At 72.9% G+C, this 19,007-nt stretch carries 21 protein-coding genes; all 21 read left to right on the forward strand.

Going from position 1 to position 19,007, the window contains the following annotated elements:
• The first annotated feature begins 105 nt into the window (after positions 1-105).
• Positions 106-984, forward strand: a complete 879-nt coding sequence (locus O7610_RS20810) for a hypothetical protein (protein ID WP_289211635.1) — start codon at positions 106-108, stop codon at positions 982-984.
• A 268-nt stretch (positions 985-1,252) separates the two neighbouring features.
• A complete protein-coding gene (locus O7610_RS20815; RefSeq protein ID WP_289211636.1) occupies positions 1,253-1,648 on the forward strand; it encodes a hypothetical protein in 396 nt (131 codons plus the stop codon).
• A 157-nt stretch (positions 1,649-1,805) separates the two neighbouring features.
• Positions 1,806-2,714 carry a hypothetical protein gene (locus tag O7610_RS20820; RefSeq protein WP_289211637.1) on the forward strand — a complete coding sequence of 303 codons (909 nt, stop codon included), beginning with the start codon at positions 1,806-1,808 and terminating at the stop codon, positions 2,712-2,714.
• 90 nt (positions 2,715-2,804) lie between these two features.
• The gene (locus O7610_RS20825) at positions 2,805-3,479 is read left to right on the forward strand and encodes a GGDEF domain-containing protein (protein WP_289211638.1); all 675 of its coding nucleotides are present in this window, start codon (positions 2,805-2,807) and stop codon (positions 3,477-3,479) included.
• 87 nt (positions 3,480-3,566) lie between these two features.
• The gene (locus O7610_RS20830; protein WP_289211639.1) at positions 3,567-4,154 is read left to right on the forward strand and encodes a hypothetical protein; all 588 of its coding nucleotides are present in this window, start codon (positions 3,567-3,569) and stop codon (positions 4,152-4,154) included.
• Positions 4,155-4,374: 220 nt separating this feature from the next.
• Positions 4,375-4,779 carry a hypothetical protein gene (locus O7610_RS20835; RefSeq protein WP_289211640.1) on the forward strand — a complete coding sequence of 135 codons (405 nt, stop codon included), beginning with the start codon at positions 4,375-4,377 and terminating at the stop codon, positions 4,777-4,779.
• Between the two features lie 125 nt (positions 4,780-4,904).
• Positions 4,905-5,375, forward strand: coding sequence for a DUF4262 domain-containing protein (locus O7610_RS20840; protein ID WP_289211641.1), 471 nt, complete (start codon positions 4,905-4,907; stop codon positions 5,373-5,375).
• Complete coding sequence (locus tag O7610_RS20845) at positions 5,372-5,722, forward strand: hypothetical protein (RefSeq protein WP_289211642.1); 351 nt, start codon at positions 5,372-5,374, stop codon at positions 5,720-5,722. Before O7610_RS20840 ends, O7610_RS20845 begins: the two co-directional genes overlap by 4 nt.
• A 285-nt stretch (positions 5,723-6,007) precedes the next feature.
• Positions 6,008-6,535 (forward strand): hypothetical protein, encoded by a 528-nt coding sequence (locus O7610_RS20850; RefSeq protein ID WP_289211643.1) that lies wholly within the window; start codon positions 6,008-6,010, stop codon positions 6,533-6,535.
• A 278-nt stretch (positions 6,536-6,813) separates the two neighbouring features.
• A complete protein-coding gene (locus O7610_RS20855) occupies positions 6,814-7,227 on the forward strand; it encodes a hypothetical protein (protein ID WP_289211644.1) in 414 nt (137 codons plus the stop codon).
• A 91-nt stretch (positions 7,228-7,318) separates the two neighbouring features.
• The gene (locus O7610_RS20860; protein ID WP_289211645.1) at positions 7,319-8,425 is read left to right on the forward strand and encodes a M23 family metallopeptidase; all 1,107 of its coding nucleotides are present in this window, start codon (positions 7,319-7,321) and stop codon (positions 8,423-8,425) included.
• A gap of 540 nt (positions 8,426-8,965) precedes the next feature.
• On the forward strand, positions 8,966-10,189 hold the full coding sequence (locus O7610_RS20865; protein WP_289211646.1) for a hypothetical protein: 1,224 nt from the start codon (positions 8,966-8,968) through the stop codon (positions 10,187-10,189).
• 266 nt (positions 10,190-10,455) lie between these two features.
• Entirely contained in the window at positions 10,456-10,722 is a 267-nt protein-coding gene (locus O7610_RS20870; RefSeq protein ID WP_289211647.1) for a hypothetical protein, read from the forward strand.
• 193 nt (positions 10,723-10,915) lie between these two features.
• A complete protein-coding gene (locus tag O7610_RS20875) occupies positions 10,916-12,028 on the forward strand; it encodes a hypothetical protein (RefSeq protein ID WP_289211648.1) in 1,113 nt (370 codons plus the stop codon).
• Positions 12,029-12,125: 97 nt separating this feature from the next.
• Entirely contained in the window at positions 12,126-12,995 is an 870-nt protein-coding gene (locus O7610_RS20880) for a hypothetical protein (RefSeq protein WP_289211649.1), read from the forward strand.
• Between the two features lie 96 nt (positions 12,996-13,091).
• Positions 13,092-14,111: a hypothetical protein gene (locus O7610_RS20885; RefSeq protein WP_289211650.1), complete on the forward strand. Its 1,020-nt coding sequence runs from the start codon at positions 13,092-13,094 to the stop codon at positions 14,109-14,111.
• A gap of 123 nt (positions 14,112-14,234) precedes the next feature.
• Positions 14,235-14,588 (forward strand): ADP-ribosylation/crystallin J1, encoded by a 354-nt coding sequence (locus O7610_RS20890; RefSeq protein WP_289211651.1) that lies wholly within the window; start codon positions 14,235-14,237, stop codon positions 14,586-14,588.
• 104 nt (positions 14,589-14,692) lie between these two features.
• Complete coding sequence (locus O7610_RS20895; protein ID WP_289211652.1) at positions 14,693-15,229, forward strand: hypothetical protein; 537 nt, start codon at positions 14,693-14,695, stop codon at positions 15,227-15,229.
• 851 nt (positions 15,230-16,080) lie between these two features.
• A complete protein-coding gene (locus tag O7610_RS20900) occupies positions 16,081-16,224 on the forward strand; it encodes a hypothetical protein (RefSeq protein ID WP_289211653.1) in 144 nt (47 codons plus the stop codon).
• Complete coding sequence (locus tag O7610_RS20905; protein WP_289211654.1) at positions 16,221-17,363, forward strand: AAA family ATPase; 1,143 nt, start codon at positions 16,221-16,223, stop codon at positions 17,361-17,363. The genes O7610_RS20900 and O7610_RS20905 overlap by 4 nt, the downstream gene beginning before the upstream one ends.
• An 8-nt stretch (positions 17,364-17,371) precedes the next feature.
• Positions 17,372-19,000, forward strand: a complete 1,629-nt coding sequence (locus O7610_RS20910) for a VWA domain-containing protein (RefSeq protein WP_289211655.1) — start codon at positions 17,372-17,374, stop codon at positions 18,998-19,000.
• Positions 19,001-19,007: the final 7 nt, after the last annotated feature.

The following is a 19,007-nucleotide window of genomic DNA, read 5'->3' on the forward strand; positions in this document are numbered from 1 at the left end:
CGGCCCGTCGCCGGGCCGTTGCCCGTGCGGATCTCTGCACACCCCCGGGTACGGCCGCGCGGGCCGTGCCCGGGGCTGTTCGCCTTGTTGAGAGGAGCAGCACCGATGCCCCGAAGCCGTTCCCGGCCGTCGCCGCCGGCCGCCTGCCGCCCCGACGGTGACCTGACCGCCCTGCCCCCGCAGCGGTACGCCTGCCGCTGCGGTGAGGAACTCCGGCCTGTCCGGACAAGCCCTGGGATCAACGACTGGGCCTACGAGACCTTGTCCGGGCAGCGTCGCCGCGACGACCGGCCGCCGCTGCTGCGTGAGGACCCGGCCCGCTGGTGGGGGGAGCTGCGGCGGCTCACCGCCGCCGGCGACATGCGTGCGGCCCGGATCTACACGACCGTGACGGCCGCCGAGGACCTCGGCTTCAACCTGTGGTGGCACTACCACCACCCCGAACGGCCGTTGACCGCGCCACCGCAGCGGCGGCCGCCGTTCTGTTGCGGATCACCCATGTGGGCCAGCCCGGACGGGTGGGCCTGCCGTGTCACCCACCGCCTCTTCCCCTACACCCCCCGAGGCGCGCTGACCGCCACCGGCCGCGCGTCCAACCACCCCACGGCAATTTCCTCCACGCGCGCCACACCACACCGTGTTCGTTCGACCACCACGCCTGCGGGTGAGTCCACGGCCGGGCCCGGACGCTCCACCCCGGGGAAGGAATCCGACATGGCCGTTCACGTGCCCACCGCACAACAACTGGTCGACCTGCTCACCGACCTCATCCGCCGGCACGGCGACGAGCCCGCCGTCCACCAGCCGGTGTTGCTCGACCTCGACGGCGTACACGCCACCGTCTCCTCGGTCGAGCTGGCCGACATCACCGACGAGTGCCGGTGGTCGGGCTGCCACCGCGCCCACGGGCAGACGAACCCGCCAGACGACGCCCCCAGGCAGGGCGTCCACCTCGCGGTCGTCATCGGCGGCCTCACCGACTGACCGCGCGGTCGCACATCCTGCCCGCGCTCAGCCGGTTCCACCCCGATCCACCCATCGTCGACGTCCTCGACGCCCGCCCCGGCGTCGAGGACGTCGCCGTACCCGACGAACGGAGAACACCTGATGACAGAGGTCGACCGCCGCCTTACCCGACGACCCGGACCACACCGGCACCTGCCTGGTCGCCACCGACCACGTCACCCGGCCCCGCCGGGCGGATCCGCAGGGTCGGCGCTTGCACGCGGCGACCGCGCGGAGGCGGTGGCCGATGCCCACGCCTGACTACGAGCCTGCGCGGGGGAGCACCACCGTGGTGTCCGGCCGGTGGCTGCGCTACGAGCCGGTCCCCGGCTTCCACCGCTTCTACGAGGGCTACCTCGCCACCGTCACCGGCTGGTGGAACGGCGCCGTCGAGTTCACCCTCGACCGTCAGGCGGTGACCGCACTCGCCCAGACGTTCACCGCGATGGCCGATCACGTCGGCGGCGACTGGCGCACGGTCGACTTCGACGGCCACACCCTCACCGTCACCCGGCCGGTGTCCCTCGGCGGCGGCGTCCACCGGGCCGCACCCGACGACGGCGGCCGTTACCGGATCGGCTGGGGCCTGCCGTGGCGGCCGGTCGACCCGACCCGCTGCGACCGGATCTTCGGCCGGCCCTAGCCCGCCCGGCCCGCAGCCGGGCGCACACACCCCTCACCTGAGCGTCGGCGGCGTCCCGAGATCCGGTCATCCGACTTGATCACGAGACGCCGTCGAGCGTGCATCAACGCACGCCACCTCACACACCCGATCAGCAGCCACCACAGGGAGGACATGGATGAACAGCACACCGGAGCCGACCGCAGCACCCAGCGCCCTCGACAAGATCACCGCCGCGCTGGCGGACCTCGGCCAGAACACGGCGGCCGTGATCGCCCACCACGCCGGCGTCGGCTACTCGACCGCCACCAAACGACTACGCCAACTGGAGGAAGCCGGCCACGCGGAACCGTTCCGCGCCGACGACGGCCGCACCCTGTGGCGACAGACCACGAACACCACGACCAACGGCGACGACACCCCAGCGACTGGCACGACCCCCCACCCGCCGCCGCCCCACCCCGAGACCCCGGACGACCAGCGGGAAAGCCTGCCGGAGCCACCCCCCACGCAGACGGGGACCGGGGCCGCGGCGGAACCGGACGAGACGACCGGCGACGCCCCGGGCGAGTCGCCACGGCCGGCACCGGCCCACGACACGGACCGGCCGACCACCCAGCAGACGTTGCGGCCGACGGACCCCAACAGCCCGGACACCCCGGCCGCAGCCGAGGCCACCGACCCGGGCGGCGACGGAACCGTCGAGACCGGCGACGACGCCCCGGGCACCGACCCGGCCGGCGGCGACACCCGACCCGGGCACACCCCGGACCCGCCGGACACCCGGACCGCCCCCGCGACCGACAGCCGGTCCACCACGCCGCATCCGTCACCCACCGCGCCGGCACGCCGACCCAAGGGCACCCTGCGCGCGGCCGTCCGCGACGTCCTCGAAGCCCACCCCGACACGCGGTTCAAGACCAGCGACCTGTGCAAGGCCCTCGACACGGCGAACGAGGACGGCGGCGGGGCCAGGGTCAGCGCGGGCGCGGTCGTCAACGCCGTCCACAAACTCGTCACCGCCGGCGTCGCCGTCCAGGTCGCCGACCGGCCGGCGACGTTCCAACTCGCGCCCGCAGCCGACTGACCCGACCCACCGTGGCAGCCCGGGGTGGGCGTCGAACTTTGGCGGGCTCACGCCCACCCCGGTGCTCCTTCACCAACAAGGAGCGATCCAGTGTCTTATCTGCACTCCTACCTGACAGCGGTCGGCGGACTCCTCGCCGGCCTCGCCGCCGCCGCGCCCCTGATCGTCTGGCAGCGGCGGATCCTGCTGTACCAGCGGCGGGCCCTCGCCGACCGGGCACGGGACCGGGACCGCTGGTACCGGCTGGCCACCCGCAACGAGACCACCGACTTGCCGAACCGACGCGCCCTGCTGACCCACCTCGACGCCACCCTCTCGCTGGGGGAACCCCTCGGGCTCGTCCTGGTCGACCTCGACCGGTTCAAACACGTCAACGACGTCCACGGCCACGAACACGGCAACGACCTGCTGACCGAGGTCGGCCGCCGGCTGTCCGCCATCGGGCCCCCGGTCGTGTTGGCGGTCCACCTGTCCGGCGACGAGTTCGCCCTCGCCGTCCACGGCGACACGGCCGACACCGCAGCCGCCGCCCACACCGCCCACCGACGCATCTCGCACCGCCCCTACGACATCGCCGGCCAGCAGATCAGCCTCACCGCCAGCGTCGGCTACGCCGTCGCCGCACCACACATGCTGTCCCGCGATCTTCTACACGCCGCCGACCAGGCCATGTACCTGGCCAAACGCGCATCCACCGGCCTCCACGCCCACGACCCGGCCCGCGACACCCCTGGCCCGGCCGCCCGCTACCGCGACCTGCCCTGACCCGCCCCGCCACCACCGCCGAGGCCCCGCAGACCACTCGGGCCTGCGAGGCCCCGCCCACCCTGCGAAAGGAGCCCATCCGCCGTGATGCCCGACAACGCCGTCCACACCCTCACCGACTGCCTCCTACGCGTCGAGGCCCGCGCCGACACCGCCGGCTGGGGCCACCCGCCGCTGCTGCTGCTCGTCCAGGACCGGCCCGCCCCATCCGCCGCCGACCCCACGAGGCGCCGGACGCGCGCCGTCACCCTGCCGCTGAACCCGGCACGCCTGGGCCGCTACCGCGCCGGCCTCGCGGACCTCCTGACCGACCTCGCCGCCGCGCTGCGCCTCAACCGGCCGGTCGGCCGACCCGCCCTCGCCGCCTGCGTCGACCCGCGGCTGATCGCCGGCCTCGTCACCGAACCCACACCCGGACCCGGCCTGCTGGCCTGGGCCGTCTGCTACGAGGACGTGCTCGTCGACCCCGACGCGCTGCACGAGATCCGACGCGTCGACGCGGTCGACGCCGACCACCGCCACCACCGGATCACCAGATTCCGGGCCGGACCGCAGCCCACCGTCGCCACCGACAGCCATCCCGACCACAGCGGACAGTCGGCCACCCACGCCGCGCTGACAGACCTCCTCAAGGCCACGACCCGAGCCCGCCCGGCCACACCGGCGAGACCCTGACCGTCGACGGCACCAACGACCGCACCGCGAGGCCCACGCACGGCGCCGGGCCGGCCGCCCTTTCCGACGGCGTCGCCCTCGATCGGACGACTTGACCTTCATCAAGAGATAAGCGTCGATCGTCACGGTCGCCGGCCGGACCGGGCCATGACGCCACACGGGTGTCACCCGGTCCCGGCGGCGGCCCCCTGCCCCGTAACCCGAAGGGAGGCCATCCCGCATGTCCGACCGGAGCCGATCCCGCCCGTCGCACCGCGCCCGTGTCCCCGGCGACGTCACCGACCCCCTGCTGTGGCGGCTCGCCGTCGACGTCCTCACCGCCCACCAACCCGGCCCCGACGGCCGGTGCCTCATGCGGTGCCCCGACCACACCGACGGGCTGTGCCCGGCCGCGCGGCAGGCACGACGGGCGATGCGCGTCGCGCGCGCACCGATGGTCCAACCGGTTGCGCGGCCCGACGCCACCCGCGACACATCGCGGCACCCTGCCCGCGCCGCCGGCAGGTTCACCGGCTGGTTCACCGCCGGCCTCGCCGCCACCGCCACCCACCTGCGATCGCGGCTGCCACACCCCCTGCCCCGCCGGGTCCCCGGCGCCACCCTGGCCAACGTGTACGCCGCGTAGCTCCCACCCCAAGGCCGGATCCGGATCCACCAGCACATCAACAGACCCGACGGAGCCCCGCGCCTGCTCGACGACACCGTCTCCATCCTCGCCCGCTGACCACCACACCGAAAGGGACCACAGCCATGCCGCACCTCGACAACGTCCTCCACACCCAGCAGCGGCAGATCGACAGGTTCGGCTGGGCCGTGACCGCCGTCCTCCCCGACAACGACGGCGACGACGAGCACGGCCCGTTCGCCTACACCGTCGGCCTCACCCGCCACGGCTACCCGGAGCTGGTCATCGCCGGCCTCGACCCCTGCATCGCCCACGCGATCCTCAACACCGCCGCCGGACGGGTCTACGACCGCGCCGAACGGTTCACCCACGGCCAGCACGTCAACGGCCTGATCGCCGGCTACGACACGGTCATCGTCGACGGCCACGCCACCGACACACTGCACCCCGGCACCGCGTTCGCCCTCTACGGCCGCCACCGCGTCCGCCTGCAGCAGATCGTCTGGCCCAACCGGCATGGCCGCTTCCCCTGGGACGACGGCTACGAATACCCCACCTGGGTCCAACCCCTCATCGCCCACCCCGGCCAGCCGTGAACGGGGTCACCCGGGCCGTCGACGACCTCGCCGCCGAGATCGGCGCCACCGTCAACTGGACCGCACTCCACCGCCACCTGCACGCCCCGCCCGTCGCCGCCCTCGTCACCGCCGCCGCGACCGCCGCCCACGCCGACTCCCTGATCCGGGCGCACCAGCAGGACCTCAACGACATCCTCGACACCGCCCACCGCCGCGGTGGCCTCACCGACGACCCCCAGCCGTTCACCACCGCACTGGCCACGATCTCGCTGACCCTGCACGACCAGCGGCAGACCGCCATCGACCAGGCACGCGCCCTCACCACACCACTCGCCGAACTCGGCGTTCTCCACCTGCCCGAATGAACGGACAGGTCCCGGCCCAAGCCACAGGCCACCACCGCCAGCCGGCCACATGATCCACCCGCCGCCGTCCGGCGGAGTCGACGCACTGATCAGCAAGCGGGGCCGTCCAGATCGAACACCCGCGGCCCGCCGAGCAGACAAACGCACCCGCCGGCCTTGCTTCCCGACGCCGTGACCATCGGCCACCATCGGCCACCGCCGGCCACACCTGACCGCCACCGCCGGCCCCGCACCCCTCTTCCCGGGCGGGGCCGGCCGCCCCTTTGTCGACCTCAGGAGATTCACATGCCCATTTCCGACGATGATCCGCGACCGGCGGCCCTGGAATCCGTCCTGCGTGACGCCTGGGACGCCTTCCACCCCGGCCAGCCCGCCCCACTCGGCTGGCTCACCCACACCGCCACCCGCATCCACGACTACCTCGACGCCCACCCACCCGTACCGGCTCCGCCCGCCGCCCCGCCGACCACCGTCACCGAACAGGCAGCCGGGCTGCGCCGACAGGTGTGGCGCACCCTGCGCGACGCCGCCACCGACGACGACATCGACCCCGACGCCGCCGACAGAATCCTGGACATCCTGGACCTCCCCGGCCTGCCACGCCACTGGCAGGTCCGCCTCACCCTCCCGGTGACGATCGACGTCACCGCCACCGACCCCGACAGCGCGTTCGACACCGCCGAGTCCGTCATCGACGCCGCCCTCAACGCCAGCGGCCACGGCAGCCACATCGACTGGGCCGCCGCCGGCCGCGACGACGCCACACCCGGCGACCCCGACCCCACCGCCGACGAGCCCCCCGACCTGCGATGACACCGTCGCGCCGACACGTCCGCGCCGGCCCGGCAACCCGCGCGGCCAGCAGCGACGCGCGTCACGGCGCCGCCTGATCCACACACACGGCAGCCGTACCCACGCCCTTGTCAGCGGGCTGACGACGGGCCGCCGCCGCGCGGCGGAAACGCCGCCGTCCCCGCCCGCTGACGCGGACCACCGTCCCCCGCGCATCGACGACCGCGCGGCCGTGGCCGGCCGCGCGGTCGTCGCCACACCCCCGTACCCATCCACCGGTTCACGAGGAGACACCACCCGTGGGAACCCCCTGCTACGTCGGCGCCGCCGACCCCGCCCGCCCGGCCGTCGTCCGCGCCCGCTACGTCCACGTCAACGGCAACCCCTCATCCGTCATCCCACACCTGCGCCGGATCTGGGCCACCACCACCCGCCGCGACACCCACGCCCTCATCGACGCCGTCCTCGCCCACGACTGGGACCACCTCGGACCCGACCCCACCCCGGACCCACGGCCCACCCCCGGCCAGCACCACGTTCGCGGTGTCGGCATGACGCTCGACGACACCGACCCGGAGCCGCTCACCGTCTTCCCGCTCAGCCTCGCCGTCGACCTCGTCGCGACGTGGATCTACGTGATCAACCCCGCCGACGACACGGTCACCGTGCACAGCGGCGACGGCGAACCGGTCGGCGTCCACCACCTCTGCTAACCCCGTGAACCAGGAGAACCCCCGTCATGCCCTGCCGAGCCGCGCCACCGCACCGAACCCGCCACCCCGGTCCCGACGACAGGGGACCGCGATGACGATCCGATCCCTGCTGTCACTCGCCGTGGCGCTCATCGCCGTGTTCATCCTCTGCGCCGGCGGCCTCGGCGGAACCCTCGCCGGCGGAACCGCCGCCGCCGGCTGTGTCCGTGTCCCCGTGGCCACCTCACCCGGCTCACCCGGCCCCTCGGCGCCCGGCACGGCGGCGCCGACCGGGCCGACCCGGTGGCCGGCCGTCGGCGGCTGGGATAGCGGCCAGGTCGGCAACGCCGCCGCGATCACCACCACCGGCGCCCGTCTAGGGGTACCCGCACGAGGGTGGGTGATCGCGGTCGCCACCGCCATGCAGGAAAGCAGCCTGCGGAACCTGGCCGGCGGCGACCGGGACTCCGTCGGCCTGTTCCAGCAACGCCCCAGCCAAGGCTGGGGCACCCCCACCCAGCTCCGCGACCCCGTCCACGCGTCGGAGAAGTTCTTCGACAGGCTGGTCACGATCGACGGCTGGCAGACGATGCCGCTGGCCGGGGCGGCGCAGGCCGTGCAGATCTCCGCCTACCCCGACGCGTACGCCAAGTGGGAGAGGCCAGCCGCCGAGCTGGTCACCGCGATCGCTGCCACCGTCGGCCTCCCCGCCGACGGGTTGGCCGGCTGCGGAGCCGTCGGCCCGTGGACCCAGCCGGTGCTCGCCCCCGTCGGATCCGCCTTCCGCAGCCCGTCTCGGCCGGGCCACGACGGGGTCGACCTCGCCGCCCCCCGCGGCACGATCATCCGCGCCGCGTCGGCCGGCACCGTCCGCACTGTGCGCTGCAACGCCGTCCACGCCAGCACGGGCGCGGAGTGGGGCTGTCACCGCGACGGCGACCCCACGGTGACCCGCGGCTGCGGCTGGTACGTCGACATCGACCATCCCGGCGGCCTGCTCACCCGCTACTGCCACATGGACAAGGCCCCGATGGTGACGGTCGGGCAGCAGGTCGCGGTCGGTCAACCCATCGGCCTGGTCGGCTCTACCGGCCACAGCTCCGGCCCGCACCTGCACTACGAGGTCCACACCGGCGGTGACGCCAGCCCGGGCGGGGCCACCGACCCGGTGCCGTTCATGGCCGCCCGGAACGTACCCCTCGGAGCGCCGCCACCCTGACCGGCCCCATCCCCGCCGTGCGCCACGACCGAACGGCTCCCCACCGCGACACCCTCCCCGAAGAAAGCACCGTGTGACCACCGACCAAACACCGGCCACGAGGACCTGCTGGAGCGCCTGCCCGGCACCTCCTGTCCGGCGATGACCTCGACGAACTCTGCGACGAAGCCGGCCAGCCCGTGCTGCTGGACAGCACCGCGGGGCCGGTGCCCGTGCGGAAGGACATCGCCCCACGGCGACGCCGCTGTCATGGCCCCTCAACCGCGGCGTGCTGATCCGGCTGTCCGACGGCAGCGAGTTCCACCTCAGCATCGTCACCTCCCGCCGCCCCGACAGCCCCGTCCGGTTCCGCACAGCCGCCGGCGCGTCCGGCTGAACCGTCCGCCGCTCACCGGCGTCGCGGCACCAACCAGCCGGCTCGAACCCGGCAAGGGCCCGGCACCACCTGCCCGCCACGAGCCGCCGACACCTGCCTGCCCGCACGGCCCGAGCAGGCACACAACCCCACCAGCGACCCACCCACACCAAGGAGGAACCACCATGCCCCACACCCCGGGCGAACCCACCGTCCCCGACCACGAGAGCGGACCGTGCCTGATCGGGCAGCTCCACGACGACGGGCACACGGTCACCGCCGTCGCCATCCCCGACCGATCCGACCCCCAGCACGTGCTGCCGGTCCTCCGCAGCCTGCTCGACGGCGCCGACGGCGACATGCGGCTGATGACCGACCAGGTCATGACCCACGGCTGGATCCCCCTCGACACCCACACCCGGCCGGTGAACCCCACACCGCCCAGGCTCCGCTTCGACCTGCACGACGCCAGCGTGCCGCCGCACGCCGAATGGCTGTACCTGCTCGGCGACCGCGAACCGACGGTCCTGGTCCACGAGGCGACCGTGCACGGCAACTGGGCCCGGCACAGCCGCCACTGGCTACCCGCGCCCGCGGACGTCCCGCCACGGACCGGCCTCGGCGTCGCCGGAGACCTCGCCACCGGACACGGCGCACACCAGTGGCGGCCGGCGACGATCGGGCTCGCCGGCCTGCCCACCACCTGGCAGGCCGAGATCTGCTCCACCGAGTGGGCACGCGGCGTCATCGTCGCCCGCCTCGACCGGGAAGTCCTGCACGAGGTCATCGACGTGACAAGGCAATGGCACAAGGGCCGGCTGCCCGGCACCGGCCTGCCGGTACTGACCCTCGCCGCCCACGTCCTGATCGTCCTGTGGTGGAACGGATCGGGACACGAGCAGACACAGCAGATCCAGCCCGGCCTCCAGACACGGCCCGACGGCACCGACGACGAGGTGACGCGGCGGCTGCTGCCGAACCTCGACGCGCACTACATCATCGGCCAGCACATCCTGCCCTGGACGCTGCCAGCCGAAGACCATCCCGGATACCGGCCCGACGAGCTGCGTAACGGCGTCGGGCCGATCCGGGAGTGGGTCACCGAGGCCGGACTGCACACCTCCTACCCGCCCCTGTGGGGCTACCCGTTGCCGTTCATCGCCGCAGCGCTCGCCGATCTCGCCGACAACAGGCCGGCGGTTCTGGCCAGCTACGACCATCCCTACCAGGTCTGCCTCGTCGCCGGCGGTCACGCCCTGACCGTCACCCCCGCCACCTGGAACGGCCGCTCCCACGTGACCCTGCCGCGCCCGCTCGGCGGTTCCTGGACCGACGACCCGCTGGTCCCGGTCTTCAGCCCGTGGCAGGTCGCCACCCGCTGCGGAATCCTCCGCAGCCGCCACCACTAACCCCAGCAACATCCGCGAAAAAGGGAGAAACAGCGTGTCCGATCACCAGGACGTCCGCCTCACCCTCCCGGACCGACAACCCTGCGGCGGGTACGACCGTCATCGACAGCTTCCGCGCCGTCGGCGCCAGCGGCGAGGGCCGCGCCGGGGCACTCCAAGGAAGCGCACTTGACGCCGCGTATCGCCGCCATGTAGCTCCCCGCCCACCCCGAAATGGCGCGTGTTCACGAACCGACACGCGCAACCGTCCTGTCCGGAGATTCTCCATGAGCGCAGACAACGACACCGAGCGGATCACCGCGGCGACGGCCACTGACGCCACCGCCGCCGGGCTGACCCGCGTCACGTTTAACGCGACCGCCCGCACGACAGCCGCCCTCACCACGATCCTGGCCGTCACCGGCGACAACAAGACCGACGCAATCAACAACAGCCTGCGCGCGATCGCGACCCTGCTCGCCCTCGCCCACTCGGACGGCTCGGTGCACGTGATCGCCCCGGACGGCGTGACCCACGTCGTGCACCTGCCCTGACCACACGACTCTGCCATCCCACATCGGAAGAACGGCCGCTCCCACTCGCGCGAGGTCAGCGCCGCGCGCCGTTCGGCGGTTCCTGGACCGACGACGCGCTGGTCACGGTCTTCAGCCCGTGGCAGGTCGCCACTCGCTGCGGGATCCTCCGCGGCCACCACCAACCCCAGCAACATCCGCGAAAGGAGAAAGCGTGTCCGATCACCACGGTCGAGCACCTGACACCCGCCAACCCAGCGAGCCGTACCCCGCCGTGTCCGGCGACCACCTCGCCCCGCGGCACGTCATGGTCGGCGACCTCGGCGTCTTCGCCGGAGACTGGGCCGCCTACGACCACAACGGCCGAACCCGCTACCCGACCGGTTTCGTCGGCCGCCTCGACGCCCAGCGGGGACGCGACGGACAGTACGCGGTCTTCTCCTGTGACCGGAGTGTCGCCGAGGCGATCATCGCCGAACAGGAACGCCTCCGCGACGACACCCGGCGGCGCCTGACCGCTGAGGGCCTGCGGGGGCCGGACCTCGACGCCGAGGTGGACCTCGTGTGCGCGCCGCTGTACTTCGCCGGCGACGAGATCATCATGGACGAGCGACTCGTCCACGGGGAGGCCGACGGGCTCTCACGAATCTGCCCGGACGCCGACGGCCGGTACACGATCTGCGCCTGGGTGTGGGAGTGGCGCAGCGTCGACCCCGCCGACTGCGACCGCGTCGCCGGCACACCACCCACCCCGGCGCGGCAGCCCGCCCGGATCCCCCTGACGCACAGTCCGCTCCACGTGCCGCACGACCGGCTCACCGTCACCAGCCTCCACGAACGCCTGACCGCCAACGGGGTCGCGTTCACCGCGACGCTGCGCCTCGACGGCACCCCGGTCGGGACGGTCGAGAACGAGGGCGACGGCCGCGGGACCTGGCTGCGCCACCACGACCCCGCCCGGTTCAGCCGGCACGACATGCACGAGTACGTGCGGGGATGCCGCTACCGGCGCCAGCCCACCGACGAGGAGACCGTCCTCGACCGCCTGATCACCGAACACGACCTCACCCGCCGGATCGCCGCCCTGCCGGCCGGCACGATCCTGACCCGATCCGTCGACGACGACGGCGACTTCTGCGGCGACCTCGCCATCGTCGAATCCCGCACCGGCCCCGACCGACTCGACCAGCCCGCCGCGTGGACCAGCCTGGCGAACCACCTGGCCACCGTCGAAACCAGCCCGCACAGCACCCACTGGCAGGTATGGCGGGACGGCGCCTGGCAGCAGCTGCCCGACCCGACAACGGCCAGACCAGGCCGACGCTGACGCCACCCGCCCGCCCGCCGACGGCGGCCACCCCCGCCCCGCGCACGGGCGTGGGCCGCCCCGCACCCCCCGAACCACAAGAAGGGAAGGCACCACCATGACCCACTCCGACGGCCACCGCGGACAGCCCCCGCAGGACCCGACGAACTGGCCCGCACTCGGGCGCCGCCTCCAGCAGATCCAGGCCCGCATGATCCACGGCGACGGCGAACCCGTCCTGTCCGGCGACGACTTCTACGGCGAAGCGCTGCGCCGCCTACTCACCCGCACGGACTCCGGCTGGATGACCCGCGCCGACCACGACCGGTTCATCCGGGCACACCACGTCTTCAACGGATCGGCCGCCGCGGCCGCGAGGCGGCAGGCACGCGAAGCACGGGCCCGGTACGCCGCCGCGGCCCGCACCATCCGCGCCGAACTCGCCGCCTGGCTACGCGAGGCGGCGAACGAACGGACCGTGCCGAGCCGGTACCGGCGCGACGGCGTGCTCCTCGCCGCCGACTGGATCGACCCCGCCACCACCACCTGGCCCTACACCCGACCCGACCGCGACGAGAAACCGAAACCCGCCCCCACCGGCGACCCCCACTGGCCGCACGTCCTGCGGACGCTACGGACAGCGGGCGAACAGGACGGTCAGCAGGCCGCCGCCTGGTGGGCGCAGTACACCATCGGCGGCCGTACCACCGGCGACGTCACCGCCGTCGCCGAAGCGGTCCTGGCCGGCATCGACGCCGGCGACCCCGCCGTCCTCGACGCCCTGCCCGCCTTCGACACCGCCGGCTACGACGCCGACCGGTACCACGCCCAAGCACCCCACGACGCACCGACGTGGCACGACCTGTCCGACCCCGACCGGGCCGCCGCGATCGACGCCGCCCGCGACGGCTTCACCACCGCCGTCGAGGACGGCGTCGCCGCCCGATGCGCCGCCCTGCTCGACGGCGGTGCCCGGCCTGCCGAATAGCCGCTCTGCCCGACAACCCGGCAGGCATGCCCGACCCATCGCCCTCGGCCGGCCGGGCCCGAGGGGCGGCACCCGCACCCCCGGAAGGAGCAGCACATGAGAAAGCTCTGGTTCGACCTACGACGGACTCTGCAGCGGGCCGAGGAAGCCACCGCCCGCCCACCCGCCGCCAGAACAGGCACACCACCGACGGCGTGGCTCGTCCTCCACCCCGACACCGCCCAACTGTGGATCACCGCCGACACCACGCCCCGCCCCGGCGACGTCGCCGTCGTCGCCACCCACATCGACCGGACACCGCCCGCCGGCGAACAGACCCCGCCCTACCGGCAACCCCTGACCGAACCCGACCCGAACCGCGACACCACACTGGACCTGCTCCGCGCCGCCGCCCGGCAGGGACACCGGTGGCTCGTGGCCGACCCGTCGACACCGGCACGGCTGCACACCGCCGCCGCCTACGACACCGACAACCCACCACACGCGGCGGTCTGGACACCCGCCTGGCTCACCACCGGCGACCTCGGCCCCTACCCCGGTCAGACCGCCCACGGCTACCAACACAACGGATCCCTCACCGCCCGCTTCACCCGCACGACCCTGCAGCGGATCGCCGCCGACACCAACACCCACGCCATCCGCAGCCCGCGACCCGACACAGACCTGCTGGTGCTCCGCGACGACCGCAGCGGCATGCGGATGTTCGTGGTCCGCACACCCGCCCCGAGCGCCGTCGACCCCACCCCGCAAGCATCCGTCGTCGCCGTACGGCGACTCACCGCCGACCCCGAGGGCTGGTACCGCCTCACCGACGGCCGCTGGCCCTGGCGGCAGGCCACTCCACCCGCCGACCAGCGAGGCGACCGCCATCGACACGACCCCGACGTCTTCGAGCAGCACCCCGGGCCGACCGGCAGCAGGTGCACGGTGTGCGGGGCGACCGGATACGACATCGCCCACGAGCAGGCGCCGTCAATGACCGGGCACGGCACCGACAACACCATCCGGTGCCGCATCTGCGGCTCTTCGGAAACCGACGCCACCGAGATCGGCCGGATCAGCCGCCGCGCGGCCTGGCCACCGGCCATCGACCCCACGCCACAGGCGGGGACCTGATGGGGTGTCGACCCAGGTGGGCGACACACACGACAGACAGGTACAGCAGGCGCGGGACCTTGCCGTGCGGGAGATAGCGAATCTGTGGTAGCCGGTCGCGATCAGATGGCCGAGCATGAAGCCGTGACCGACGAACCGGAAGCTGTGACGTTGTGGCGTCCAACGGGCCCGGACGAACTGGCGCTGGTGGCCGCATCAGGATGGCGGGCCTGGCCGCCTCGCCTGCCCGACCAGCCCATCTTCTACCCGGTCCTCAACGAGGAGTACGCGACGATGATCGCCCGGGACTGGAACGTGCCGGCCTCCGGTGCGGGCTACGTGACCCGCTTCCGGGTGCGGCGACACTTCCTGGACCGCTACGACGTCCACCAGGTCGGCGGCCGGACCATCCTGGAGTACTGGATCCCGGCCGAAGACCTTCCCGCGCTCAACGCGAACATCATCGGCGTGATCGAGGTCGTCGCCGAGTTCCGCTGAGCAGGGGCCTTGGCTGCCAGGGACTGGACTCCGACGCTGACCGCCCATGCGGACAGCGGCAGGAGGGTATCGCCGAAGGTTGGTGAGGCCGGCATACTTGCCCGGTGACGGAGCGCCTCGGCGACGGGATCGAGCACGCGTTGCGGGTCGTGGACTGGACCGCGCACGGCGCGGATCCGGCCAGGGTCGTGTCCGCGGTCAGGCGGCTACGGCTGGTGGAATCAGAGCAGGACGGCCAAGACGCGTACCACGAGGTCCTCGACGCCATCGGGCACAACCACTCCGGCTGGCTGTATGACGCCGTAGGCCCAGCAGCCACGATTCTGGCGGCTGTCACACGTACCACCCAGGGCTGGGCGCGGACGACGGCGTTGGAGGTCCTCATCGACTGCCTCGCCTGGGTGCGGCCGGACCAGCGTTTCACCGACGCCGCCGGCCGCACCCGCAGCGTCCAGGCCGCCCTCCAAGATGCCGTGACAAGCCTGGAACCCGAACTGCGCACGACCGCAGCCGGCGAGGACACCACCACGCCCCTCAGCAGATCCGCCAAAAACCTGCTGGAAGCCCTGCACGAGTTCACCGACGACCCGGGTCGCCGGCGTGCCACGGTTCCCCAAGCGCCATCGGCGGCACGAGCGTGAGCTGTCGTGTCAGGCGGGCTGTCAACGACGGCCCGCGGAGGGCGGGCGTCCGCGCCGTCGTAGCGGTGCCGGTGGATTGCTGAAATGGGCCATCGCGCGCAGTAACTCCGCCCGTTCCGATGGCTTCGTGCCGCGCAGAACAACGAGTACCAGGAAAACTCGGGCCGTTGCCCAGATCGCCGTGCATGCGACAGGCACGGAGAGCGCGAACGCGGGCAGCACGTCCATCGAGGTACCTCCGGTAGACACGGCAGGCGCGTGTTCGGCTTCAGACCGGACACGGGCGTGCAGTCGACACCGGAGGTCTCTCCCGCCATCCGCTTGGCGCTCGGACGACCGGCAGTGCCGGGTTGAACCCTGGACATGGCTCGAACCGTGCTGACGACACCGCCGTGGGGGATACTCCCCTCCTGCTTTCTGTAGCGAGCATCTCACTTCCGGCAGCGGCTGACCAGAGGAACGGCGCCCACAGCCCCAACGAACTCGATAGGTGTCGTCGATCCTCCAGCGTCGGTGGCGAGCGTTCTCGTCGCCTGGTTCCGCCGACCCCGCCCAGCCGTCCGCCGAGCAGTCGCTGGCAGAACACCCCGCTCCGCGCGGGCGACGGCGGCGGACCTGACGGCCGACCCGACACAGCGACAGGCCAAATCGCCGATCTGGAAGCCCGATCGAAACAGTCACCACCAGTCCTGACCGGACACGACCGCGCCTCCCGATGGTAGGCGTCTGACCCGCAGTACCGCTCCGCGTAGCCGCCGGCTACCGCGCTCTTCCCGCCCGCTGTGGCCCACCACCGCCGCCGCGCGTCCCGGGAAGGGACGCGCGGCGGCGTCATTCCAAGGAGCATCCACATGCCACACCCGACATTCACCCCGATCCTTCGGGCGCTGACCGGCCGCACCCTGCCGGGGCAGTGCGGACACGACTTGATCACCCCCGAGCCCGCGGGTATCGGTTGCACGCTGACCGCCGCCACCGTCGGAGGTGCCCGATGACCTCACCCGCTCGACCCGCCACGCCGAAGGCCAAACCCCGGCCCATGTTCGGGCCGGTCCTGGCCCTGCTCGCCGGCGAACCGCACCGCGCGTTCTCCATCACCGACCTGGCCAGGAAGCTTCCCGGCCGGTCGTCCGGGGCGATCGGCTCCGTGCTGAACCGCCTCGTCGACAAAGGATGGGCGAGCATGTCGACCGGATCACCCCGCCGGTACACCATCACCGACGCAGGCGTCGACGCGTACCAGGCAGGGGCCGGCGCCAGCCGCGCCCCCGAAGCCACCACCGCGCCCACGCCCGCCGCGCCGGCGCCCACCCCGACCGGGCCGGTTCCACCGCGTCCAGGCGCCGTCCTACGCCCCAACGGTTCCTGGTACCTGCCCCGCCGCCTCGGCGACAGCACCGACGTCGAGGTACTGCGCCGGCTCCGCCGCGACACCATCACGGTCCTGCTCTACGGGCCACCCGGCACCGGCAAGACCAGCCTCATCGAAGCCGCCTACCCCGACGCGATCACCGTCGCCGGCCACGGCGACACCACCGTCGAGGACCTCGTCGGCAACTACGTCCCCCTGCCCGACGGCGGCTTCGAGTTCTCCCACGGGCCCCTCGTCACCGCGATGCGCGAAGGCCGCGCCCTGTTCCTCGACGACGCCACCCTCATCCCACCCCGCGTCCTCGCCGCCCTCTACCCGGCCATGGACGGCCGCGCCACCATCACCGTCACCGCCCACCACAACGAGCAGGTGACCGCCGCCGACGGCTTCTACGTCTGCGCCGGCCACAACCCCGGCGTCCACGGAGCGATCCTCACCGAAGCCCTCGCCAGCCGGTTCGCGGTGCACATCGAGGTCACCACCGACTTCGACCTCGCCCGGTCCCTGGGCGTACCGGACAGCGCCATCGACGCGGCGATCGCCCTCAACGCACGGATGCGCAGACACGAGATCGACTGGGCGCCGCAACTACGCGAGCTCCTGGCGTTCAAACGCGTCACCGACACCCTCGGCCTCGCCGCCGCCGTCGCGAACCTCGCCGCCGTCGCACCCGAACCCGACCGCCACGCCGTCGTCGACGCCCTCCGACAGGCCCACCACGGCGCCACCATCACCCCGCTCACCCTCGGCGAACAGAAGTGAGGCCCCCCGTGACCAGCGTCTCCGCACACGTCAGCGCCACCACCCCCACCCCGGCCACCGCCACCGCCCCTTCCTCGCCCTGGACATTGTGGTCGACCGCGTGGACCGCACACGCCGCCCTGCTCACCGGCCGACCCGACGCCACCGTCACCGTCACACCCGCCGCCGGCGGCCCGCCCGGCCGGAGCCACCCCGCCACCGCCCAGATCCACATCGACGCCGACCTCATCGCCGACCCGACGATCACCGACCCCCGCCGACCCGGACACCGCTCAAAAGTTCCGATCGCCTACGGCGTCCTCCTGCACGAATGCGCCCACGTCCTCCACACGCACTGGAACCCACCACCATCGGTGCCGCCCGTCGTCCGGGAAGCCGCCCTGCTACTCGAAGAGTCACGGATCGAACGACGCTACCGCGACGCCCGACCCCGGGACCGTCGATGGCTACGCCGCGCCGCCACCGCCATCATCGACCCCACCGACGCACCCACCGACACCCCGTGGAGCGCCGCCCACGCCGCCGCGCTGCTCCTCGCCCGGGTCGACGCGAAGATCCTCTACCCCGCCGACGTACGCCAGCCGCGACGCGCCCTCACCAAGGTCCTCGGCCGCCCACTCCTCAAAGGACTACGAAGCGTCTGGCTGGAAGCGCAGACCGTCGGCGACACCGACACCACACGCATGATCGACCTCGGCGACCGGTGGTGCCGGCTACTCGGCATCGACCCCACCCTCACCCCGGACCTACCCGCCGACGACGCCACCACCAGCACCATCGCGGTGGCCATCGCCGGAACCCTCGACGCGATCCTCAACAACCCCGCCGACACGCCGCCACGGCCGGCCGGTGGCCGACCCCGCACGGCCTCGCACGGCATCAGCACCCACACCCCGATCACCTGGCGCGAACGCGACGCCCGCGACGACGAACGCCACGCCGCCGCCCGGCTCACCGCCCTGCTGCGCCGCGCCCGCCACCGCGAACCCGCCCGCACCCGCGAGCCCAGCAACACCCCACCCGGACGGCTACGAACCCACGCCGCGGTCACCCTGGCCGCCCAACGAGCAGCCGGAGCCCTGCCGACCGCCCAACCGTGGCACCGCACCGTACGGCGTCCCGTCCCCGACCCCGAACTCACCGTCGGCATCCTCATCGACGCGTCCGGCTCCATGTACGACTTCGCCGAACCCATGTCCTCCGCCGCGTGGATCCTCGCCCAGGCCGCCACCCGCGCCGGAGCCACCACCGCGACCCTCGCCTACGGCGAACAGGTCACCGTCCTCGTCCCACCCGGACACCGCCCCACCAAAGTCCGCGACATGCGCGCCGACGCCGACATGGAACGGTTCGTCGACGCCTGCGCCGAAGCCGACCGCCTCCTGCACCTGTCCACCCCCGGCACCGCGCGCCTGCTCATCGTCGTCTCCGACGGCCACTACATCAACCCCGACGAAAGCCAGGCCACGATCACCCGACTCCACAACACCGGCTGCGCGATCCTCTGGCTCGCGCCCACCGGCCCACGCCAACCGCCGAAGATCTACGACAACACCACCACCGTCGCCGTAGACGACCCCGCCACCTGCGTCAACCTCATCGGCCACGCCGCCATCGAAGCCCTGACCAGGGCCTGAACCGCAC

The organism is Solwaraspora sp. WMMA2065, assembly GCF_030345075.1.
GTDB lineage: Bacteria > Actinomycetota > Actinomycetes > Mycobacteriales > Micromonosporaceae > Micromonospora_E.